Source organism: Paraflavitalea devenefica (assembly GCF_011759375.1).
In the GTDB taxonomy this organism is placed as follows: Bacteria; Bacteroidota; Bacteroidia; order Chitinophagales; family Chitinophagaceae; genus Paraflavitalea; species Paraflavitalea devenefica.
The window spans coordinates 613256-638154 of the sequence record NZ_JAARML010000005.1 but is presented as its reverse complement, the minus strand read 5'-3'; the positions used below and the strand labels follow the sequence as shown (position 1 = coordinate 638154).

Genomic DNA, 24899 nt, shown 5'->3' with positions numbered 1-24899 from the left:
AAAAATCGCATGGAATATTGCTTCCATGCGATTTGAGTAATCAATACTGCTATTTTACCTTGTATACTTCTTCCTCAGTACTGCCAGCTCTTTACTGCCCATGCCCAGTTCCTGCTGCATGAATTGCTCTATAGAACCATATTTGTTTTTGATGGCACCAAAGAAAATATGCAGCAGCTCCGGCCGCAGCTCCATTTCTTTTTTCACAGTGGCCATGTCCAGGCCCATGCCTTGCGACATTCCCTGGTACATACGGCTATGCATCGGCTGTAGGTAAACATTGGAAGCCGTAAAGTCGGCTTCAATGGTTGATTCCGGAACACCCAGCGCATAGAGGAACAGGGCAGAGGCCATGCCTGTTCTGTCTCGGCCACCGGTACAGTGGTACAGGAGAGAGGCGGTATCCGGCAAAGCCAGCAACTTTTGGAACAGGGGCTTATAACGCGCACCATAATAGGGAAGGCTGGCGTCGCCATAAAACTTTTCCAAGAACCCGCCTTGTTTTACCAGCAGGGCTATTTGTTTCATGTCGGGCAGGCTGTCACTGCCGGCAGAACACAAGGTATAATCTGTAGCCGGCAACAACTTATCCGGTGCAGCAGCAGATTCCTTTACACCACGGAAATCAATTACGGTATAAATATGTTTACCGGCCATGGTTTGCAGGTCGGTCTCCGTGAGCTTGCTGATATCGGCACTGCGGAATACCTTGCCCCATACTACCTGTTTGCCATCTTTGGTAGTATAACCGCCCGCATCCCGGAAATTAAGGGCGCCCTGCATGCGTACCAGGCGTTGGGTGCTGTCGGCCAGTTGGGCAGAAGCAATAAAGGGAAGAATGATTGCTATAACGGAAATGATCTTTTTCATGATATAATTTTAATGGTGAATAGTAAAGACAAAAGAGAGACTACTTAATTATATCCCACCGTATACCGCCTTGTCCTCTCAGGCCGTACCACTCTGTCATGGTTACGCGGCGCTGATCGCCCATATACGTCCTTAAAGGCTCATTGGTGAGATTGTTCAGCTCTACGAAGGCTTTGAGGTTTTTGGTAATGCTGATCGTAGCTGATGCATCGAGTGTGAAATTCTTATCGGTCCAGATATAGAAGTCAGGCCCCAGTTGCAGATTGATCGTCTCCACCGATTTGCCCCGGTAATTGCCAGCCAGGCGGACCATCACACCGTTACGCTCATAGAACAGGATGGCATTGAACAGGCTTTTTGACTGGTTGGGCAGGCTGGTCTTGTCCATCACTTTGGTAGTGCCTGTTGTTCTTGGCACTTTTACTTCGCTTTCAATCCAGGTATAATTAAACTCTACGCCAAAGCCGCTCCAGAAGCCTTTCAGGAAATTGAACCGTTTGTTAATACCGGCTTCAAATCCGTAGAGGTGGGCATTGTCCAGGTTACGCGCCTGTGTAAGGGCATAGTTGTTGCCATTTTCTGTATAAAACACCTTATCGCTGAAAATAACATCCTGGATCTGCTTATAGAAAAAGCCGCCTGATAATAACCCGATGTTAGAGAAATAGTATTCACCCATCAGGTCGAAATTATTGGCAAAGGTGGGTTTCAGATCGGGATTGCCCTTGGTGATGGTGATAGGTGCCTTGGTATTGTCTACCGATTCGCCCGGCGTCATATCATTGAAATTGGCGCGCACAAAAGTGCGGGTAAAGGCAGCGCGGATATTGGCCTGCTTGTTAAGACTGTATTTCACATGCACCATGGGCAGCAGGGCATTGTAGTCGTTCTTTACGGTGACTGGTGTAATAGTAGTGGTAGCGGGAGAGCCGGTTGTAGTGGCTTTGGAGCCTTTCAGCTCCAGGCTGGTATATTCATTGCGCACGCCGGCGATGAGCTTCAGCTTTTCTGTAGCATCAATTTCTGCCATGGCATAACCTGCTATTACATCTTCTGTGCCGGTATAAAAATTAGTAGCATTGCCGGCGGGGGTAACATTTCTGAAGCCATTCTTGCGCAGCATGGCTGTATCATACAGGTCGAACAACTGCTGTTTGGCAAGCGGGTTAACGATGTACTGATCATAATTCCCCGCCATCTCCTGAAAGAACCCATTCCCTTTGGGAAAATCAGCCCGGCTTAGTTGGCTCAGTGACAGCAGGGCTGGTGAATTGGGAACACCCAAAGCCGCACCTGGTAGGAATACGATATTGGAACCAAAGGTGCTGGTGCGCTCTTTGTGGCGGTATTTGCCGCCAAACTTCAGGCTTACCTTATCGGTGGCATTTATCTTCAGGTTCAATTGGGCGGTCTTATCTTCTTCTTTGGTATCCAGTTGGGCGATCACCAATTGCTGCAAGGTGAGTTTGGTATCATCCATTTTTTCTGCCGCATTTTTTACGCCGGCATCAAAATGCAGGGGATCACCGCCTATGCCATCGGGCGAATCAAAACCCCAGTACCTTTTTCCATCGCTGGAGAGGTTGTTGAACCCGCCAGTGATCTTTTGGCGGAAGGTAGCAATCGGCAGGCCTTTGTTGCCATTGGTAGGAGGTGTTTCCAGGAAGTATTTAGATATATAATCGCTCACCGACCAGTCCAGTTTTACCCGGGCAGCAAGCTGGTGCTCGCCGCCCAGTTCTGCACCGTTCAGTTTTGTCTGGTAATGGGAATAGCGGTAATTGTATTGGTAGCGGCTATTGGTGTAATCAATATAGGATTCGTACACAGGACGTATATCATTGAACTTATCCATCAGTCCGCGGAAAATCAACTTATGGGAAGTGTTGAAGGCATACTCCAATCCGAGGTTGGCCCCATACGTTTGCCTTTTACCCATATAGCGTTTGAACATGATGCTGTTGATCGACTTCTGCTGTACCGGATTGGCCAGCCCGGTATTATAGCTCACATCATAACTATCAGTACCCCACTGGCGGTCCCAGATAGCGCTGGCCAGTATAATGCCCAGCTTGTTATTAAAGAAGCGGTCGCCATAAACCAGCGAGGCATTATAGGTGCTATTTTGTGAAAAGGTATTATAGCCGCCCGCTACACTGGCATTCAGTTGACGTTTTACTGGTGCCGTGCGGGTGATAAAGTTTACGGAACCACCGATAGCATCACCTTCCCAATCGGGTGTCAGCGCCTTGGCCACCTGTACATACTGAATGATCTCAGAAGGCACGGCATCCAATACGGAGGAACGGTTGCCCAGTACATTGGAACTGGGCAGGCGGCTGCCGTTGAACATAGTAGAGGTCCAGGCAAAAGGAGTACCTCTTACGGTGGCGGCATCAGCTTCGCCATGGTACCGGGCTACAGCCACCCCCTGCATACGTTGTACAGCTTCGGCGGCATTACGATCCGGCAATTTACCAATGGCATCAGCCGCCAGTACATCCATAATAGCGATGGAATTCTTCTTGATGCTATAGGCTTTGGCCTGCGAAGCAGCTATGGTGCCTTTGACAACTACCTGGCCCAACTGGCTTTGTGCGGCACTCAGTTCAATAATACCGGCATCGGTAATACCGGGTTTTACCTCCAGGTCCAGTATTTTGGTTTCATAACCTACATAAGATATCGTAATGGTTGTTTTCCCGGTGGCAGGAAGGGAGAGGGTGAAAGCACCATTCAGGTCGGTAGACGCCGACCTGCTGGTGCTGGAAGCATTGACCGTAGCGCCGGGTAGTTGCCCGTCTTTACCGGCTACGGTGCCTTTGATCGTTTGTGCAACAGCAGATAACAGGATACCTGTGTTGAAGAAGCAGAGCAGGAAAAAGCGTTTGCAGTCAGTTCGTAATTGGATGCGCATGGCAAAAGAATTTCCGGCAAAGCTGCTATAGTTCTGGGCGGTAAACGTCCATACCGGCGGAGTAGTACGGGTACCTGTGCAAATGCGTCCGTTTGTACTTGCTGTAATTGGTTGTCAACGGGTTGCAGGTATTATGCTAATGTTATCAATGTGGCTGAATTGACTGCTGCAGGTTGATATAATTGGGTGCCAATCGGGGGCTTTCTGTTTTCCTCGGTTGTTTCAGGTATTCAGTAGGTGTGTAGCCGGTGGTCTTTTTAAAATACTGATTAAAGGAAGATTTGGAATTGAAGCCCGCATCATAAGCCAGTGATAATATATTAGGTGTTACCTCCTGCTGCCGGCAACGGTCCAGCAGGTGCAGCACTTCCTTCATGCGGTGGTCATTAATATACTGGTAAAATGTCTGGTGGAGGTATTGGTTCAATACTTCGGAAAGATGATGGCGCGGGGTTTTAATGAGCGATGAGAGCTTTTCGAGGGTAAGCTCCGGATCGGTATAGATCTTTTTCTCCTGCATCAGCACGGCCAGTTTTACAGCGATCGCTTCGCGCTGCAGTGTTGTAAGTGCTGATTTACGCGGTACAACATCTCCCCCGGCAGGCTGTACAGCTAATACCAGTGATTCCTTTTCTTCCACCAAAATAACCGGCACGGGAAAGTCAGACGGTTCTGCCGGTTGCTTTTCATCCGATGCCTTATTATTCAATGCCTGTGCCTGCAACCGGTATTGGATGATGAACAGGCACATCACCAGCATATTGGAATAGGCAATGATACGGATGCCGGTATTGATCGTCTGGTCGTCAAGCGCATGCAGGGCATTGATGATATTGGTAATCATCCATAGGGCCGGTATCAACAGGAAGCAGGCGGCTATCTTTTTGATCAGTTGCTGTTCACTTTTCCAGAATGCCGGCAGTTGAGCGCTCACCTGCAAACATAAAAGGGGGAATATAGTCGTGGAAAGCAGGATGAGGTACTTGGTGACCTCATTATACAGGCTAAGCCAGCGTACAGCCCCCGGCGGATCACTGATGAGCTTCACAGTGATGAAGGTATAAATGGCGGCTGCCGCAAAGGTGGGCAACAACAAATACCAGTGCTGTAAGGGCCGGTAATGATCGTTTTTCACTTTCCGGGCATACATCCATAATAAAGGACCATAGGCGAGATCTATAAAAGTATTGAAGGCCGTTTTGAGTAGTATACTCCCGGACGCAGCATAAATAATGAACTTAATGGAAAGATGGGTGAAGATGCAGATCAACATCCAGGTAAGCAGACTATCGGCAGGTTTTCTACGCCTGCTGGCAATAAACAGGCAAAGGGCCAGTAAAGCCTGGAAAGCGCCCAATATGATGATGTATTCCATACCCGGCAAAACTATTCTCTCAATGTTACCTTTGAGTTATCAGTATATAGTTTATGGTTTAATGTTTATAGTTTGTGGGGCCGGGGCTGGCCGCATAATTGCAAGAGGTTTGTGAGGCAACAACCACAACAAAAAACTATAAACTTCAGTTATGTCTTCCACATTGGTTATTTTCAGCGGACTTTCCTTTTCCTACACGGCATTGGACCACGCTATAGCCTGGGCGCAGGAACATAAGTCAGACCTGCGGGTACTTTTCCTGCAGGAAGAGCCGGTAGAAGAGGGATATGTGTTTCCCAGTGATATTGATGCGGCTGAGGCGCTGACCAATGAAGCAGATGCGCAGCAGGATGACGACCAGTTAATACAGGGAAAAATTAGGTTGATAAAAGACAAAGCTGATGCTGCCGGTATAAACTACACCACGCAAATAATTACTGCACCGTCCGTCAATACAATATTGGCGTTGGCGACAGACGTTGATAAAATGTTTGTAGATGTTGGAACGGATGACAGAAAGGAGGCGGCAGACAGGTTATTCAAACCGGAAGAGCTATCTGAAAAAGCTGCCTGCCCCGTGGAATTGGTAAAGGCTGAATAAATTATTCTGTCACTGGCTTAACAGCCTTAGGTGCTGTTGCTTTTTTTGACTTATTGGTCTTTGTTTTCCCTTTCCCCTTTTTCTCCTTTTTTACAGGTTTTGTTTTGATGCCTGCTGTCAGTAATTTGGCTGCCTTTTTAATACGGCGCTCAAATTTCTTTTGCCCCAATGCATCTTTCAGGCCGTTCAACACGTTGGTCAGTTGGAGGCCGATCTCTTTGCGTGTTGACTTTTTGGAAGTTGCCTGCTGCGTTTCTGTGTTCTTACTCGTCGACATTGTACAATGATTTACTGATAAGTTACGAAATGATAATGTAATGATAACATAAAGATAATAGAAGGGTTTATCCGCCAATGTTAAGTTTTGCGGCAAGAGAAGGGTTGACAATCAGGCAGCATACTCCAATTAAGCACTGATTATCACCAAAATAGGAGTTATTATTAGTTTATTTTAAATACATCCTTTAACGCCTGTCGGGCAGCATGATATCCGCACATGCCATGCACCCCGCCACCGGGTGGTGTAGAAGAAGAACAGATATACAGGCCTTTGGCGGATGTTTTATAGGGAGACAGGCGTAAGGCAGGACGGGTATATAACTGGCCCAGGTCAATAATGCCGCCATTGATATCGCCACCCACATAGTTGGGATTGTATTGCTGTAGTTGCATGGAATTAAAGGTGTGCCTGGCCAGGATGGTTTGCTTAAAGCCCGGTGCAAACCGCTCCACCTGTTCTTCAATAATAGCAGTCATATCTACCGTAGAGCCATTGGGCACATGGCAATAAGCCCAGGCCGCCTGTTTCCCGGCAGGGGCTCTGCTATCATCAAAAAGACTTTGCTGCGCCAGTAATACATAAGGACGTTGCGGATGGCCGCCGCTTGCTGCCAGTTGCTCGCCGGCAGCGATCTCTTTGAAGGTACCGCCAAGATGCACTGTACCTGCCTGCCTGCATTCAGGAGCGGTAAATGGTATAGGGCTATTTAGCGCCCAGTCTACTTTAAAAACGCCCATGCCATACCGGAAGCGGTTCAGTTGCCACTTGTAAAGACCGGAGAACTGATCACCGGCAATGGCCATTAATTGTTTGGGCGTTACATCAAATAATACAGCACGCGCAGAAGGCAACTGGCTCAGCGATTGCACCATAAAACCTGTTTGTAGCTGCCCGCCCAGTGAGGTGAAATAAGTAGCCAGCGCATTGGCAACCGTAATAGCGCCGCCCCTGGGCACGGGCCAACCGTACAGATGACCTGCTGCCGATAATACCAACCCGATTGCCGAAGTGGTAGCATTGGTAAGCGGCTGGATAGAATGGGCAGCCATACCGGCCCACAGCCCTTTGGCTTTTTGGGTGGCGAACCGCTTTGCAATAGCAGCGGCAGACGGCAATGCCTTTAATCCGAAGCGCGCCATCCGCAAGGGATGCTTTGGGAAACGAAGAGGCCCCAATATATCGCTGGCGATCAATGGCCAGTCTGCTACTACAGGTTGCATCAGTGACAGGTAGGCGCCTTCATCAGCCCCCAGCAACCTGGCTGTTTCCTGTATAGACCGTTTCAATACAGCCGCGCTGCCATCATCAAAGGGATGGGCCGCAGCTACTTCGGGATAGATATATTCCAGGCCAAACTGTTCCAGCGGCAGGGTGGCGAAAAACGGAGAAGTGACGGCCATGGGCAAAATAGCCGAACAGATATCATGTTGAAAACCCGGCAAGGTAAGTTCCGCGGTACGCATACCGCCGCCAATACTGTCTTTCCCTTCTATTAACAATACCGATAATCCCCGTTGCCGGAGGGTAATGGCTGCTGCCAGTCCATTAGGCCCTGAGCCGACAACAATAGCATCATAATCATGCCTTTCCATCCTTCAAAGATATTCCCGCGGGGCAATAAAAGCAATTTTATTATCCTACCTGGCAAGTAGGGGATTAGCCACTACGTCAACAACTACGTCATCGCTACGTCACAGTACCATTTCCAGGCTTGTACAGGATTACCCTTAAGCACTACACATATACTACCGCTTAGGTCTACATCGATTTAGCATATCCATACGTAAGCTTCCCCAGGCAACTTCGGAAAATACCAGTGTGCATAAAAAAAATAGAAAAAGCATGGTTACACAAGACAAGTATGGGTACACTAAGTAAGTGATAACAATAACCGGCCAACGAAACGCCGGCGCCTGCTATATTAAATAACATCAATAAAAACCTATGCTTATGAAACATTTTGCACGCATTACCATTTTATTATCCTTCCTCTTCTTCACGGTGTATCCTGCAGCAGCACAAAGCTGGCAGCTTGTGTGGCAGGATGAGTTTGACAATGGCATTGGGCCCGACTGGGTATTTGAAACCGGTACCGGATCGGGCGGCTGGGGCAACAATGAACTGCAGTATTACCGCAGCCAGAATGCTACAGTACAAAATGGTCAGTTGGTGATCACTGCCCGCAATGAGAGCTTCGGCAGCATGAATTACACCTCAGCGCGTATGAAAACGCAGGGGCGTAAATCCTGGAAATACGGAAGGGTGGAAGCCCGTATTGCCATGCCTGCCTTCCAGGGTGTATGGCCCGCTTTCTGGATGCTGGGCGATAATATTGGCACCGCCGGCTGGCCCGACTGTGGTGAAATAGATGTGATGGAGCACGTGAACACCGAGAACAGGACATACGGCACCATACACTGGCGCGACCACAATGCGCAGTATGCCAATTACGGTGGCAATACCGCGGTGAACGTAACGGGTTTTCATGTGTATGCTATTGAATGGACGGCATCCTCCATCAAATGGTTTATTGACGGAGTACAGTTTCATGAGGCCAATATTGCCAACGGCATCAATGGCACGCATGAATTCCACAACAACTTCTTTATCATCCTGAACATGGCCATCGGCGGCAACTGGCCCGGCTTTACCGTTAATAATGGCGCTATGCCTGCCAATATGTATGTTGATTATGTACGGGTATACCAGCAAAGCAGCGGTCCTTCCAGCGTACTCATCCAGGCAGAGAATTACAGTGCCATGCTGGGTGTGCAAACCGAAGCTACGACCGATGCGGGCGGCGGACAAAATGTAGGCTGGATAGATGCCAACGACTGGATGGCTTATAACAGCATCAATTTCCCCACTACCGGCAGTTACCTGGTGGAATACCGCGTGGCCAGCCTCAACGGAGGCGGCAGGTTATCACTCGACCTGAATGCAGGTTCTACGGTACTCGGAGCACTGGATGTGCCTTCTACCGGTGGCTGGCAAAACTGGACTACCATTTCGCATACTGTGCATGTAAATGCAGGCACCTATAATGTAGGCGTGTTTGCGCAGGCCGGTGGATGGAACCTGAACTGGATACGCATTACCCGGCAGGGTTCAGCACGCATAGCTGCCAACACCACCGGCACAGATGAACGGAAAGCTACCGGTGATGCAACCGGCTTTGAGATATTCCCCAACCCCGTAAAAGATGAATTACGGATTGCTACCCGGGAAAACCTCGCCGGCGGACTGCTGCGCATATACGATATCATGGGCCGGCAGGTATTGACCGCTACACAGGCCACCAATCGCATCAATGTATCGAAGCTGGCACCGGGGGTGTATACGTTGCTATTCACCAAAGAAGGAAAGACCATCACAAAACGATTTATTAAGTAAAAACACAGAGTAAAGAATCCAGGATCCAGAAGAAATACAGGTGCCTGTATTTCTCTGGCTGAGTAAAAGATTCTGAATACTGGATTCTGAATTCTATATTCTGAATTCTCTAATAAACAAATAAACTATGAAAAAGACATCCATTCTTCTTGTCCTATTTATCATTGCAACAAAGTCTGTCCTTCCCCAATTCAAAGTAGTAGGCTACATGCCTTCCTGGGCAGGCAATGTAAACAGTATTCAGTACAGTAAGCTAACCCACATCAATTATGCTTTCCTGTTGCCCACAGCTACGGGTGGATTACAGGCCATAGAAAACCCCTCCAAATTACAGAGCCTCGTATCACTGGCGCATGCCAATGGCAAAAAGGTGCTCATTGCTGTAGGAGGCTGGAATAATGGCGATGATGGCGCTTTTGAAAGCCTGGCCGCCAATAGTACCTACCGCAACAGTTTTGTGAACAACATGATCAATTTTGTGAACCAGTATAACCTGGATGGCATCGACATTGACTGGGAATACCCAGACAATGGCGCTTCTGCCAACAATTATGCTACGCTCATGCAGCAACTGTCTACCGAGATGCATAACCGGGGCAAGCTACTCACAGCGGCAGTGGTGGGTATTAATGGTGCCAGCATTCTCAACAGTGTGTTCAATGTGGTGGACTTCCTGAACCTGATGGCGTATGATTTTAATAATTTCGACCATTCCACGTATAGCTATGCCACACAATCCATCAATTACTGGAAGGGCAGGGGATTGCCTGCTTCCAAAGTAGTGCTGGGTGTTCCTTTTTATGGCCGGCCTTCCTGGGAATCTTTTGCTACGCTGGTAGGCCGCGGCGCCAATCCCTATGCCGATGTGTTCAGCGGCGTAGGCTATAATGGTATTACCACCATTAAAAGCAAGACCAACCTCGCATTTGACCAGGGCAATGGCATTATGATGTGGGAGCTTTCGCAGGATGCTACCGGAGCTAACTCCCTGTTGTCGGCCATTCATGAAGTAGTATTGCAAAGGAGTGGCGGGGGCGGTAATCCCATTACCATCCAGGCCGAGAATTATAGCAATATGCAGGGCATACAAACAGAAGCCTGTACTGATGCCGGTGGCGGACAAAATGTAGGCTGGATAGATGCCACCGACTGGATGGCTTACTACAATATCAATTTCCCGGTAAGCGGTACGTATAAAGTGGAATACCGGGTGGCCAGTCTCAATGGCGGTGGCACTTTATCGCTTGACCTGAATGCCGGTACTATCCAGTTGGGCGCCCTGGCTGTTCCTTCTACCGGCGGCTGGCAAAACTGGACCACCATTACGCACAACGTGTATATCAATGCAGGCACCTACAATGTAGGCGTATATGCACAGGCCGGCGGCTGGAACCTCAACTGGCTGCGGATTACACCACCTGCTACAGGATTGTTAACCTCAGCAGGTAAGACAACAGACGGCACGATTAGTGATGATGCGCCCGCCGGAGACAAATGGGTATTGTATCCCAACCCGGTTCAGCACCAGTTGAACATCCAGGCAGGTGAGGACCTGACTGGCGGCACTATCCGTATAGTAGACATAACCGGCAGGCAGGTATTAAGCCCCCGGGCAGCTACTTATAAAGTAGATGTATCCTCCCTGGCTCCGGGTATGTATACGTTGATTTTTACGAAGAAGGATAAGGTAATCACTAAACAATTTATTAAGTAAAACCAATATTATAATGAAGAACCGACACTATTGGCACCGAATTACCTGGTGCTGTTTATTACTATTGTTCTCAGGCATACTTTCGGCCCAGGTAACGCCACCAGTCTCTGCAACCACGCAGCAACACAGCAAGCAGGTCATTGGTTATATTACCCAATGGGATGCTTGGAAGGAAGTTGCCAACCTCGTACCCAAAGGCGGGTACAATCATTTGAATGTGGACTATTCACAATACACCATCCTCAATTTTTCTTTCTTTGGTGTGGCGCAGGATGGTTCGCTGCACAGCGGTGATTTCCGCAATAAGAACATTTACCAGGTGGGTGCTGTACAGGCGCCATCTCCCCTGTTGAATACAGATATCTACAGCAGTTGGGACCTCTACCTGCTGCATGGCGAGCTGGAAACCCTCTATTATATTTCGGATGGCAGCTATGCTTATCAGCAAGGGTATCGCAATGAAGGCGGTGGATGGAAGAATGTGAACACCGGCGAAACAGGCAGCTTCCCCCTGGCGATCCATAAGCAAGGCGGTGCGCCCGGCCTGCTGGAGCTGGCACATCAGAAAGGGGTGAAGGTACTGGCTTCCATCGGCGGATGGAGTATGTGCAAGCATTATCCCGAAATGGCGGCCGATGCTACCAAACGGGCACGGTTTGTAGCCGACTGCCAGAAGCTGGTGAACATGGGTTTTGACGGCATTGACTTTGACTGGGAATATCCCAACGATGCGGGCATGAACATAGAGCACTATGGCCCGGCCGACTTTACCAACTTTGCGATCCTGCTGGAACAGGTGCGCGCAGCTATTGGCAGCACTAAACTCATGACCTCCTGTTTTGCCGCGCCACCTTCCAAGTTGCAGGGATTCGACTGGCCAAGGCTGAGCAATACGCTCAATTATTTCAACATGATGACCTATGATTACAATGGTGGCTGGAGCAACAAGGCAGGACACAATGCACCATTGTATGACTATCCCGGTGCCGAATATTCCGGATTTTCCATACATGCTACTGTGCAGGGGCTTCGCCAGTTGGGGGTGAACATGAGCAAAGTGAATATTGGCGCTCCTTTCTATGGACGTGGAGTGATCACTTCATCGGCTGCGGCCTTGAATGGCGCTACCGTAAAACGCGCGGAGACTGTACAACCCGATGGACCTATACAGACCTGCGCCGATTATACCAACTGGGCCAAAGACCTCTGGGATGGCACCCCCAACTATGCCAATATCCAACTCACTACCGGCGCCGGATCGGGCTGGACAGATCATTGGGATGATGTGGCCAAAGTGCCTTATAAAACGAAAGGCAACTACTTCCTGAGTTATGACAATGAACGTTCTGTTGGTGAAAAAGCGCAATACATCAAGGACAATGGACTGGCCGGTGTGATCATCTGGCAGGTGTATGGAGATATGACCAACATGACCAGCAGCACCGTGGCAAAGGGAAAACTCATTCATTGCCCCAACACTACTTCACCCCTGGTGAATAAGATCAATGCCGTATTTGCTGCCGGCAGTACCGGTAATGTTGCCCCGGTGGTGAGCCTTACCGCGCCGGCCAATAATGCAGTATACACGGCACCTGCCGCTATTACCCTGCAAGCCACTGCCAGTGATGCAGACGGCTCCGTTGCCAAAGTGGATTTTTATAATGGCACCACCTTGCTGGGTTCAGATGCAACCAGCCCCTACAGCTTTGCCTGGAACAATGTAGGTGTTGGCACGTACAGCATCAAAGCCATAGCTACTGACAATGCCGGTGCTACCACTACTTCTTCCATCAGTTCGGTTACGGTGAACAATGGTCCTGTGGTATCAACCGGTAAAGTGATCGTAGGGTATTGGCACAACTGGGGATCTGCCACGGCTTCACCTCCCTATATCCGCCTGCGTGATGTGAATCCCAACTACAATGTGATCCAGGTAGCCTTTGGTAGCAGCGCTGCCGATTATGCTACCATCAGCTTTGTACCGGAAAATACCACCACTGCTGATTTTATTGCGGACATACAATACCTGCAATCACAGGGAAGAAAGGTATTACTTTCCCTGGGCGGACAAAACGGCACCATCGTTTTAACTTCAGCTGCGCAGAAACAAGCTTTCGTAACTTCTATGAAAGCCCTGCTGGACCAGTATAATTTCGATGGGTTTGATATTGATATAGAAGGCGGGCTTTCCCTGCAACTGGATAATGGGGATAATAATTTCACCGCCCCCACTACACCCAAAGTGGTCAATATGATCGCCGCCATCAAGGAGATCATTAACTACCGCAAAGGGCAGGGCAAAGATTGCTGGCTCACCATGGCGCCGGAAACCTACTATGTGCAAACAGCTTACGGGTCCAATTACTCGCCCCTCGTAGGCGCTTACCTGCCATTGATCTATGGCCTGCGGAATGAACTTACCGTCATTCACCCGCAGTATTACAATACAGGATCGGTGATGGGTATGGACAACAGGGTATATTCTCAGGCTACGCCCGACTTCATTGTGGCTATGACAGAGATGTTGCTCTATGGTTTCCCGGTAGCAGGCACCGGTATGACCTTCCCGGCGCTGCGGGAAGACCAGGTGGCGTTTGGCCTGCCTGCTGTTCCGGCGGCGGCTCCTTCCGGTGGTTATCTGGCGCCCGCCAGTGTGAAACAGGCGCTGGATTACCTTACCAAAGGCACTTCCTTCGGTGGCCAGTACACGCTCAGGAAACCATCCGGCTATCCCGGCCTGCGTGGCATCATGACCTGGTCTATCAACTGGGACAAGACCAACAATGATGAGTTTGCCACCAACTATTATAATTACTTCCTGGGTACCAATCCTGGCAATACGCCACCCACGGTAAGCATTACTGCCCCGGCCAACAATGCCAGCTTTACAGCGCCGGCCAATATAACCATACAGGCTACGGCGGCTGATGCAGATGGTTCTGTCACCAAGGTGGATTTTTACAATGGTGCTACTTTGCTGGGTACCGATGCTACCAGTCCGTATAGTTACGCCTGGAACAGTGTAGGCAATGGTACTTACAACCTCACTGCGAGAGCTACAGACAATCAAGGTGCTGTTACTACTTCTGCTGTTGTGACCATTACTGTTGGTTCCGGTGGTGGCAACTGTAATGGCATTGCAGCCTGGAGTGCAACGGCCGTATATACCAGCGGCAACCAGGTAGTGTACAATAATAAAGTGTACCAGGCCAAATGGTGGACGCAAGGCAATCAGCCGGATATCAATACCGGTGATGGACTGCCCTGGGCTTATGTGCGTGATTGTTCCGGTGGTACAGGTAATACAGCACCTACAGTTAGTATTACAGCTCCTGCTGCTAATGCTTCCTTTACAGCTCCCGCTTCTATTACTATACAGGCTACAGCGGCTGATGCCGACGGCACCGTAAGCCAGGTGGAATTTTATAATGGCGCCACCTTATTGGGATCCGACGCAACCAGTCCGTACAGCTTTAGCTGGACCAATATAGCGGCAGGTTCTTATACCATTACCGCTAAAGCCACGGACAATGCCGGGGCACAAACGACCTCCACAGCAGTAAGCATCACTGTAACCAGTACCGGCGGTGGCGTGAACTGTACCGGCGTGGCTGCTTATCAGCCTTATCCCAAAATTTACAACAATGGCGACCTGGTGGTATATAACAACGTGTTGTACCAAAGCCAGTCAGACAATTTGTACAACGTAACACCAGGCACAGCCGATTGGTGGTGGAAGCCCATGGGTACCTGTGGTTCGGGGTTAACGGCTTCAAGGTCTGCTGCAACAGGCAAAGCCACTATGGATGAGGTAGCAGATGCCGGTGGTTTCAGCATATCACCCAATCCTGTGCGCAACCAGTTAAACATCCGTACCGGGGAAAGTCTTACCGGCGCTACCATCCGTGTAGTGGATGCCAATGGCCGGCAGGTACTTGCTCCCAGGGCCGCTACTTATAAAGTAGATGTGTCTGCCCTGACGCCGGGAGTTTATACGTTGATCTTTACAAAGAAGGATAAAGTGATCACGAAACAGTTTGTGAAGTAAAAACAAAGAGTAAAGAATTCAGAATTCAGCATTCAGAAGAATACAGCGAGCCACGCAAAAGCTCCTGGATACTGAATGCTGAATGCTGGATTCTTTTTTCAATACTCACTAATGGTAATGTTTCATTCAACTGTCCTATCAACATTATTCACCATTCAACCTTCCTTATTATGAAACACCTTTCCTTTTCTTTCCTATTCCTGTTGATCATAAGCAGTACTATCATGGCGCAAACGCCGCCTGCTACCTGGCAGGAACACTGGTTTGAACACAACCAGTTGCTCAACAGAAAGTTTTACGACAATGATGTGGCCGTTTATTACGACAATGACGTAAGCGCTTCCGTAACCTGGCCTTATGCTTTTGCGGGCGATGTATGGCGCTATACCAAGTCGGTGTACGGTAGCTTTGGCAGCGATCCCCACCTGTTTGCCATCTTTCATACCAACAAATACAGTGGCGGTCACCCCTCCACGTATTTTGACGCCAGCCATGATTACCGGAATGTCATCGACGTAGGCCCCGGCCCCTGGACCAGCGGCGCCAACAATGACCTGGATATTGTAACCCATGAAGTGGCCCATATTGTGGAAGGGGCCAGCAAGGGCATCAAGAATTCGCCGGCCTTTGGCATCTGGGGCGATAGCAAGTGGGCCGAAATATTCATCTATGATGTATACCGCGGACTTGGCCGCACCAGTGATGTAACCCGCTGGTATAACCTTATGATCAATGGCACCAGCAGTTTTCCCCGCGCGAATACCTATTGGTTCCGCGACTGGTTTTATCCCATTTACAGTGCTTATGGAGGCACGCAAACCCTGAACAGGTATTTTACCCTCTTGTCGCAATACTTTCCCAAAAGTGGCAGTGCTTACAGCCGCAGTATGAACTGGGGTGAGTTTATTCACTTCTGGAGCGGGGCGGCCGGAGTGAACCTGAAGCCGCTGGCCACCACTGCTTTCGGCTGGCCGGCCAGCTATGAAACGCAATTCAACCAGGCGCGTATTGATTTTCCATTCACCTATCCCGACGGGGCAGTTACCGTGTACAAGGATTGCTCCTATGGAGGTTATGCAGTCCCCTTGCTGCCGGGTAGTTATACACTGGCGCAGTTGCAGGCCAAAGGCATACTCAATGATGACATCTCTTCCCTGCGTGTACAAAGCGGATATAAGGTAACCTTATACTGGGATGATAATTTCGGGGGCAGCACGCTGGTGAAGACGGCTGATGATGATTGCCTGGTGAATGATGGCTGGAATGACAAGGTTTCCTCGCTGGTAGTAGCTTCTACAGTAGCGGTAAATGCGCAAGGATCAACGGCTGTAACTACACAACGCACGCCGGATGAACCGGCCACTGTTAAAGCGGGATTCGAAATAGTTCCTAATCCTGTGAGCAACCAGCTTTATATAATGACTGCGGAAGACCTGTCGGGCGGATTGGTAAGGGTATATGACATAGCGGGCAGGCAGGTACTGAATGCCAGGCCCATTACCAACCGGGTAGATGTATCAAAACTTACCGCTGGCATCTACACGCTCGTATTTACCAAAGAAGGTAAGTCTGTTACGAGGCGATTTGTAAAATAGTTCCACAAAGAATGTTGCCGGGAAGGTGGTAAGGCGGAAAATTCTTCCGTCATACCGCCTTCCCGGCTTTCTTTTTACCATTCAATAACTGAAACCTGCTATTGGATTAAGTGAGTTGTTGGCAGCCATTCAACCCGGTAGCTTCGCATAACAAATAAAAAATTAATCATTAAACTTTAAACAATGAAACTTCTCAGGATCACAGTTCTCAGTTTATTATGTGCAAGCACCTTTATGGCCTGTAAAAAGGATAAGGATGATGCTACTACAACTCCTAAGTCCAGTGAAATGGCCGGCAACTGGGTGGGTAAATATGGTAATGGGTCCGATTCACCCGCTCTTTATTTTGCCTTTGTCCTTGGGAGCAGTGGCACTATAGAAGAGGTCAACAAGTATGGCGTTAAATTAGCAAAGGGTACATGGACGATCAACGGCTATAAGTTTGTAGCTTCTTTACGTTATCTCGCTGACGCTTCAAACGGGTATTCCGTTACAGCTACCCTGAACGAGGCTAAAAATACTTTAACAGGCACCTGGGGTTATCGCTATAATGTTTCAAACGGCGGCGCTTTTTATATGAACAAATAAGATAAAAAGTTTCTTCACAGGTCAGGCAGAAGCGGCATTTCACGAATGCCGTTTCTTCTGCGGTTACTGATCCTTTCGCCCACCGGCACACCTCGTACGTTTCAAATAATAAACATATGGCAACATATAATTTGGCAAAAACATTCCTGGTGCTGGGGGCCATACCCTTTCTGCTATTGGGATTACTGCATATTGTATTGATCATATTGGATATAAAAAAGCCAGGCGCTTTATCTCCCGATGACAAACACGTTCGTATTGCCATGCATTATACACGGCTCAGGATATCTTCCCAAACAACCATGTGGAAAGCCTGGACAGGGCTCAATGTAAGCCATGGCGCAGCACAGGCCATTTTCGGTTTGTGGACGATGCTCATGAGCCTTTTTCATTTTGATGCCTTTTTATACTATCGGTTATTGGCGCCTTTAATTATTTTCGCAGGCCTGTATTACGGTTGGCTGGCCATCAAATACTGGTTTAAGTTTCCAGCTATCCTGATAGGTTTGGGAGTAGGATGCTTTGGTACGGCTTATATAATTATATTGACCATGCCCGTAAATATGCCATTAAACCAGATTTAATCCTATCTTATCAACATTTCCGGGCTTTACCATATTGACCTTCCTTAAAACCATACCTTTTTTTCTTTTTTTGCTGGTGGCCGGCGTAAGCTATGCCCAGCTACCGGACTTTCATGTCCAGGTGCTGAATGAAAGCAATGGCATTCAAACTACAGACATCCGGGAGATAGCAAGGGATAAGCATGGTTATTTATGGTTATTATCCCAAAAAATGGTGCAGCGGTTTAATGGGCAATCGGTACAACAGTTCCGGTTCACGGAAGACCTCGTGGATATCGCCGCTGATGCTGCTGGTAATGTGTGGATCACTTCCCTCACCGGCATAAAGAAGTTCAGGAACGATTATGTGGGGTTTGAAGAGGTGGCTACGAATAGCCAGGGGAAAAAGTATTTTGGCAGGTTGCTGGCAACAGCCGATAGCATGGTATGGATGATCGCCCACAACGGATTGTACCGGTATGCCTCATCGAAAGGAATGTTTGAGTATTTTCCGTTGGCTGCTTTAAACGGTCCTCGTTTTGCCCGGCGGATCCTGGCCGCATCAGGCCGTGTCCTGTTCTTCTCCTACAATGATTCATTGACCTCGTTCAATACCGTTACGGGTAAAATAACAGCCATCAGGTGTAAGAATATACGTACCATCATGCCGTTGAATGAACACCAGGTTTGGGTGTCGGGTGGAGACCTCAGTACGCAGGAAGTAGATCTGCAGGCCGGCACGCTTACCCCTTTACAACAAACACAATTCCCTGCTTCCGTTGAAGCCCGTTTTGTACTGGTCAAAAATGCGTTTCCCCTTTCGGGGCAGGAATATTTTGTAAGCACCAACCAGGGATGTTTCAGGTACTCCGTCCGCACAAAAAACTTTACAAGGACGGTGCTGTTCCATGCCGGCAATCCATTGGCCGATGACAATAATTATTTTTCCAGTTACCTCGATGCCGAAAAGACTTTCTGGATGATACAGGAAGAGGGGATCGTATTCTTCAATCCCTTCCGTCATTCCATTGGCTGGCTGCGTAGTTATCCGGCCGCCGGGAAAAACTGGAACAACGACATCAGGGCCATCACGGAAGTCAGGCCTGGCAACTTATGGCTGGCAACCGTGAAGGGATTGACCAACCTGGACGTAAAGAACGGCCGGGTGGCCTCGTATTTACCGGGCAACAGCCAGGAGACCTTCAACTCGCCTTCTGTGAGGGGATTGGTATTTGACGGACAAAAACTCATAGTAGGACTTACTGCCGGTGGCATCTGGCTTTTTGACCCGGCAACGAAGCAGTTTTCGCGTCCGCTGTATCCCACAGGAAAGCAGGGCGATAGCCTCCGGAAAAAAGTAAGCACTGATTTTATCAACAGGATCATAACGAGGGAAAACGGCGACCATCTGGTATTGGCCATGCGTGCTGTATATATTATACGTAAGTCAACATACCGGGTAGAGCCCGCCTTATTTAAAGGGGCAGCTTATAATACGATGGGAGCTGTGGAAGAAAATGATGGCTCACTTTGGTTTTATTCAGGCAGGGGTATTGTGCACACAGATGCAGCCTTCAAGGTTGTTGCTGCAGATACTGCTCATAAAGCGGGAGACCCGGTGCGATGTATGGTGCTGCAAAAAGACAACCGGTTGTGGGCGGGCTCCACCGGCCTGGAGGAAGTGTGGATGGAAAAAGGACAGATCAAAAAAAGAAGGATACTTCCGCAACTGGCTGAGCAGCGTATCTATTTGTTGTTCCCGGATAAAGCCGGTAATACCTGGATCGGGGCTGAAAACGGATTATACCGGTATTTGTGGCAGGAACAACGGTTGGAGTGGTTCAATGTTTCCGACCACGTGCAGAATAAACTTTTTCATCCCGGCGCTTTTTACGCTTCTTCCAACGGATATGTTTACCTGGGCGGTTTTAATGGCTTAAATTATTTAATACCCGAAAAAATAACGTCTGCCCCGGTTGCTCTTAAAGTGATCATTGAGAAAGTACGGATCAACGGTGCTGATTCCCTTTACTACATGGGCCAGGCCAGCACCCTTCGTTTGCCAGCTCAACAGCATGCCGTTGAAATAACTTTCGCTGCCCCTTATTTTAAAAACACACAGGCCATTCAGTACCGGTATAGGTTAAAAGGCCTGGATACAGGCTGGATCAATACGGGGCGCAACAACAGCGTTCGCTTTTCCGCACTTCCTGCGGGCTACTACAGCTTCAGGGTAGAGGCTTCCCTCGATAATAAGAACTGGTATGCCGCCGTGCAGGATTTTCCTTTCCATATTTATCCACCCTTCTGGGCAACCTGGTGGTTTAGACTGCTCGTGATAGCAGGGATCATTTTTATCGTGTATACCTGGATGCAAATAAGGATAAGAATGGTGAAACGAAAGGCCGGGATCAGGGAACAGATATCTGAACTGGAAGTAAAAGCGTTGCGGGCGCAAATGAACCCGCATTTTATTTTCAATGCAATGAACAGCATTCAGCACTTTACCTTGCAAAATGACACCGATAATGCCAACAAGTATATTTCGATGTTTTCAAAGCTGCTGCGCCTCGTACTGCACCACACACAGCATTCTAAAATATCACTTTACAATGAAATAGAATTGCAACACCTGTACCTGGCATTGGAGGGCCTCCGCATGGGACCAGATTTCAGTTACTGCATTACGGTAGATGATGACATTGATGCCGAAGCCATCATGATACCAGGTATGATCATCCAGCCTTTTGTTGAAAATGCCATTGTGCATGGCTTGGCGGGTAAAAAAGGACATAAGGAATTGGTCATAGCGTTCACTATGCCATCCGATTTCTACCTGGTCTGTGAGATCAGGGACAATGGAGTGGGCAGGGAGAAAGCCCAAAAAATGAAAAAGGCCAACCATGAACTATTACACCACGAGTCAAAAGGGATCAGGCTGGTAAAAGAAAGGCTCGACCTGCTAAGTCAGGACCCGGAATACCGGACAAAAGTTGACATCACAGATCTTAAAGAGGATACCGGAGAGCCCTGTGGGACCAGGGTGATACTGGAGATCCCTGCCAAATACCTGTAAACGTCAATAGGGACCGTATGATAAAAGCTTTAATTATAGATGATGAACCGGTGGCGGCAAATGTGCTGCGCATGATGCTGGAAAGGCATATTCCTGAAATAAGTGATCTGAGGATCGCCACACGCAGCGAAGAAGCGTTGGCCCTGCTGCAAAACTTTGCGCCGCAACTTGTTTTCCTGGATATCGTTATGCCGGAGGACAATGGTTTCCAGTTGCTCGGGAAAATGCAGGGGTATGAATTTGAAGTCATTTTTACTACCGCGTACAATGAATATGCCATACAGGCCATCCGTTTCAGCGCCCTGGACTATTTATTAAAGCCAATCGATGCCGATGAACTGAAAGAAGCCATCCGGCGATACAAAGAAAAGCTGCTCCATAAAAAACAGACGGCTGAACTCATCAACAACCTGCAACAAAACCTCCAATCTCACCAGCAATCCAACTTTAAATTGGCCATACCAGGGGAAGAAGGGGCCATCTTTTTTTCGCCTGCTGAGATCATACGTTGTGAAGGAGACAGCAATTATACCTGGTTTTACCTTACCAATAACCGGAAGCACCTGAGCGCCAGGACCGTTAAGGAGTATGAAGAAATTTTAACGCAACACAACTTTCTCCGCATCCATAAATCCCACCTGGTCAATAAATCCTTTATTCAAAGCTACCTGAATGAAGGAGCTGTATTACTATCAAACAAATTACGTTTACCGGTTTCCAGACAAAGGAAGGCGGCTGTTAAAGCTGCACTGGGAGCATAACGGCCTCTAAATAGCTTTATTCCCAACCACCCCGGATCACTCTCCCTTTGTTCAGCATATACCCCCCTATAATGCTATCAGATATGGTTTTATGAAGAATATGGTTTAACTTATGATGGCTTTCTTTCCCTCCCAAAACGCATTATATGAAATACGAAAGGATCAGGAATTTTATCAATGGCCGTTTCGAGACCATCCAGTCTGATAGAATACTGACAATCACATCTCCTGGGGACGGCACCCCGCTGGCCGAGCTTCCCTGTTCTACGGCTGCCGACCTGGACAAAGCAGTAAAAGCGGCAAAAGCGGCCTTTCCCGGCTGGAGTAAAACGCCCATTAAAGAAAGAGTACAGGTCTTTTACAAGTATAAGTTCCTGCTGGAAAAGAACTTACCCGAACTGGCTGCCTTATGCAGTGAAGAGAACGGCAAGACCATGAGCGAGGCCGTGGCCGAATTAGAGAAATGCATTGAGCTCACCGAGTTTGCCTGTTCCCTCCCGCAACTGGTGACCGGCGAAACGCTGGAAGTGAGCAAAGGCATCGAATGCCGCACCGAACATGTGCCCCTGGGCGTAGTAGCCTCTATCGTGCCTTTCAATTTCCCGGCGATGGTGCCCAACTGGACCATTCCCAATGCCATTGCGTTGGGCAATTGTATGATCATGAAGCCATCCGAAAAAGTACCATTGAGCGTGGGACGATTGGCCGCATTGCTGAAAGAAGCAGGCTTACCCGATGGTGTATTGAATGTGGTGCAGGGGGATGCGGAGATCGTCAATGCCATTTGCGATCATCCCGGTATTGAAGCCGTGTCTTTTGTAGGCTCTACTAAAATAGCCAAGCACGTTTATCAACGGGCTACCCAACAGCTCAAGCGTTGCCTGGCGCTGGGCGGCGCCAAGAACCACCTGCTGGTATTGCCCGACGCACGGCCCGATATGACGGCACAGAACATCACCGCCTCCATGAGCGGCTGCGCCGGGCAGCGTTGCATGGCAGCCTCTGCCATGGTAGGCGTTGGAGAGATCGATCACATCGTTGAAAAGATCTGCCAGGAAGCCCGGAAGATCGTGGCCGGTAAAGACCTCGGTGCTGTGATCAATAAGGAATCCAAACAACGCATTGAGCGTTACATCACAGAAGCGGAACAACAAGGTGCAAAGATATTGGTGGATGGCCGGCATACCGTGGTGGCAGGAAAAGAGGAAGGTACCTATGTAGGCCCCACAGTGATCGATTATGTAAAACCGGATATGGCAGTTGCCCGGGAAGAGATCTTCGGCCCCGTCATTAGCATCATGCGCACCAACACGCTCGATGAAGCCATCGCCATTGAAAACAATAACCCTTACGGCAATGCAGCCAGTGTGTTCACCCAAAACGGTGGCGCCGCCAGGTATGTAATAGAAAGGGCCAGCGCCGGCATGATCGGGGTGAATGTGGGCGTGCCGGTACCCCGGGAGCCTTTTTCCTTTGGTGGATGGAATGAAAGCAAATTTGGCGTAGGCGACATTACCGGTAAAAGCTCCATTGAGTTCTGGACCCGGTTAAAGAAAAGCACCATCAAATGGAATCCCGAAGCAGGCGTGAACTGGATGAGCTGATACAGTTTCGGGTTTCGTGTTTTTAGTTTCGCGTTGCTGCCGCAATTTGTAATTCATGACTTAATTGATACAGCGTACGTCGTTACACTTAAAGAACCCGAAACACTAAACCCCAAACCCGAAATATTGTCTTATTGAAGATTCACTAAACAATGCAGTATGTCCCAAACAGCAACCATATCCCCCTCCCTGGCAATCATCCAGGACAACCTCGATTACACCTTATTCTCCTGGTGCAAGCAAAAAGGCATTGCGCCCATTGCGGTGAAATATGCAGAAGGAGTGTACCTGTATGATTATGATGGCAAACGGTATATTGATTTTTCATCCGGACTCATGAATGTCAATATTGGCCATGGCGATCAGCGTATAACCGCTGCGGTGGTAAAACAAATGCAGCAGGTGTCGTATGTTACGCCCGGTTGCGTTACACAGGTGCGTGGCGAATTGGGCAAAAAGCTGGCGTCCATTTGTTCCGGCGATCTCAACAAAGCCTTCTTTACCTTATGCGGAGCTTCCTCCATTGAAAATGCCATTAAGCTGGCCCGTTTACACACGGGGCGGCATAAGATACTGAGCCGTTACCAATCTTATCACGGCGCTTCCATTGGCGCTATGACCGTTAGCGGTGATCCGCGCAGGCTGCCGGTAGATGCGCAGCAGGCGCCCAATTTTGTACATTTTGATATCCCGGTTCTCTACCGCTGGCCTTATGGCGAAGAAAACCTGTTAAAAGAATCGGTGGCCCAACTGGAACGTATCATTGCTTTTGAAGGGCCGGGCAATATTGCGGCCATCTTACTGGAAGGTGAGTCAGGCTCATCAGGTTGCTTAAAATACCCGGTGGGTTATCTCAGAGCAGTACGGGAACTGTGTGATAAGCATGGCATCCTGTTCATTGCCGATGAGGTGATGAGTGGATTTGGACGTACCGGCAAATGGTTTGGTTTTGAAAATCACGGTATCGTTCCCGATATGATCGCCATGGCAAAAGGGCTTACCTGCGGGTACTTACCTTTTGGCTGCCTGATGGTGAGCGATAGAATTGCCGCGAATTTTGATGACAACATATTGCCACTGGGCCTTACTTACTCTGCCCATCCGGTGAGCTGTGCGGCTGCTTTGGAAACGCTGAGCATTTATGAAGAGGATAACCTGGTTGAGCATGCTGCCGAAATGGGGCAGTACATGGATACGCAGGTGGCGCTTTTACAACAAAAACATCCATCTGTTGGTGATTGGCGCAATACAGGTTTGCTGGGTTGTTTGGAAATCGTAAAGAACAGAACGACCAAAGAGCCCATGGCGCCTTTTAATGCCAAACCCGATGAAATGGCAGTAATGAACAAGGTAGCCGCTAAGATCAAAGAGCTGGGCATGTACACCTTTGTGCGCTGGAATTACATTTTCATTGCCCCGCCGCTCTGCATTACCAAAGAACAGATCAATGAAGGACTGGCCATCATCAGTGAAGCATTGACCATTGCCGATGCTCATGTGGATTAATTAAAAAA

The 24899-nt window shown here is 48.7% G+C and carries 16 protein-coding genes; 11 read left to right on the top strand and 5 right to left on the bottom strand.

What is annotated here, in order from left to right; all coding sequences use genetic code 11:
* Window positions 1-54 precede the first annotated feature (54 nt).
* The 3 genes from HB364_RS27295 to HB364_RS27285 all read right to left on the bottom strand — a co-directional run bounded on the left by HB364_RS27295 (window position 55) and on the right by HB364_RS27285 (window position 5162).
* Entirely contained in the window at window positions 55-870 is an 816-nt protein-coding gene (locus HB364_RS27295; RefSeq protein ID WP_167291584.1) for a tyrosine-protein phosphatase, read from the bottom strand.
* 40 nt (window positions 871-910) lie between these two features.
* On the bottom strand, window positions 911-3787 hold the full coding sequence (locus HB364_RS27290) for a TonB-dependent receptor (RefSeq protein ID WP_167291583.1): 2877 nt from the start codon (window positions 3785-3787) through the stop codon (window positions 911-913).
* Between the two features lie 145 nt (window positions 3788-3932).
* A complete protein-coding gene (locus tag HB364_RS27285) occupies window positions 3933-5162 on the bottom strand; it encodes a helix-turn-helix domain-containing protein (protein ID WP_167291582.1) in 1230 nt (409 codons plus the stop codon).
* Between the two features lie 151 nt (window positions 5163-5313).
* Here HB364_RS27285 and HB364_RS27280 point away from each other — a divergent pair, with 151 nt between their 5' ends.
* On the top strand, window positions 5314-5763 hold the full coding sequence (locus HB364_RS27280; RefSeq protein ID WP_167291581.1) for a universal stress protein: 450 nt from the start codon (window positions 5314-5316) through the stop codon (window positions 5761-5763).
* Between the two features lies 1 nt (window position 5764).
* Here the strand turns inward: HB364_RS27280 and HB364_RS27275 are convergent, their stop codons facing one another.
* Both HB364_RS27275 and HB364_RS27270 read right to left on the bottom strand, forming a co-directional pair.
* Window positions 5765-6040: a hypothetical protein gene (locus tag HB364_RS27275; protein WP_167291580.1), complete on the bottom strand. Its 276-nt coding sequence runs from the start codon at window positions 6038-6040 to the stop codon at window positions 5765-5767.
* A gap of 164 nt (window positions 6041-6204) precedes the next feature.
* Window positions 6205-7635, bottom strand: a complete 1431-nt coding sequence (locus HB364_RS27270) for a phytoene desaturase family protein (RefSeq protein ID WP_167291579.1) — start codon at window positions 7633-7635, stop codon at window positions 6205-6207.
* Between the two features lie 358 nt (window positions 7636-7993).
* Between HB364_RS27270 and HB364_RS27265 the strand changes: the two genes are divergently transcribed.
* The 10 genes from HB364_RS27265 (at window position 7994) to HB364_RS27200 (ending at window position 24891) form a co-directional block, all read left to right on the top strand.
* Complete coding sequence (locus HB364_RS27265) at window positions 7994-9436, top strand: carbohydrate-binding protein (protein ID WP_167291578.1); 1443 nt, start codon at window positions 7994-7996, stop codon at window positions 9434-9436.
* Window positions 9437-9563: 127 nt separating this feature from the next.
* A complete protein-coding gene (locus HB364_RS27260) occupies window positions 9564-11150 on the top strand; it encodes a glycosyl hydrolase family 18 protein (RefSeq protein WP_167291577.1) in 1587 nt (528 codons plus the stop codon).
* 13 nt (window positions 11151-11163) lie between these two features.
* Entirely contained in the window at window positions 11164-15198 is a 4035-nt protein-coding gene (locus HB364_RS33270; protein WP_317170725.1) for a glycosyl hydrolase family 18 protein, read from the top strand.
* Between the two features lie 170 nt (window positions 15199-15368).
* Window positions 15369-16793 carry a T9SS type A sorting domain-containing protein gene (locus HB364_RS27230; protein WP_246228626.1) on the top strand — a complete coding sequence of 475 codons (1425 nt, stop codon included), beginning with the start codon at window positions 15369-15371 and terminating at the stop codon, window positions 16791-16793.
* A gap of 183 nt (window positions 16794-16976) precedes the next feature.
* The gene (locus HB364_RS27225; protein WP_167291576.1) at window positions 16977-17381 is read left to right on the top strand and encodes a hypothetical protein; all 405 of its coding nucleotides are present in this window, start codon (window positions 16977-16979) and stop codon (window positions 17379-17381) included.
* Between the two features lie 116 nt (window positions 17382-17497).
* Window positions 17498-17965 carry an LIC_13387 family protein gene (locus tag HB364_RS27220; protein ID WP_167291575.1) on the top strand — a complete coding sequence of 156 codons (468 nt, stop codon included), beginning with the start codon at window positions 17498-17500 and terminating at the stop codon, window positions 17963-17965.
* Between the two features lie 34 nt (window positions 17966-17999).
* Complete coding sequence (locus HB364_RS27215) at window positions 18000-21020, top strand: sensor histidine kinase (RefSeq protein WP_167291574.1); 3021 nt, start codon at window positions 18000-18002, stop codon at window positions 21018-21020.
* Window positions 21021-21037: 17 nt separating this feature from the next.
* Window positions 21038-21781 (top strand): LytR/AlgR family response regulator transcription factor, encoded by a 744-nt coding sequence (locus HB364_RS27210; RefSeq protein WP_167291573.1) that lies wholly within the window; start codon window positions 21038-21040, stop codon window positions 21779-21781.
* A 146-nt stretch (window positions 21782-21927) separates the two neighbouring features.
* Window positions 21928-23385 (top strand): CoA-acylating methylmalonate-semialdehyde dehydrogenase, encoded by a 1458-nt coding sequence (locus HB364_RS27205; RefSeq protein ID WP_167291572.1) that lies wholly within the window; start codon window positions 21928-21930, stop codon window positions 23383-23385.
* Between the two features lie 159 nt (window positions 23386-23544).
* Window positions 23545-24891, top strand: a complete 1347-nt coding sequence (locus HB364_RS27200; protein WP_167291571.1) for an aminotransferase class III-fold pyridoxal phosphate-dependent enzyme — start codon at window positions 23545-23547, stop codon at window positions 24889-24891.
* Window positions 24892-24899: the final 8 nt, after the last annotated feature.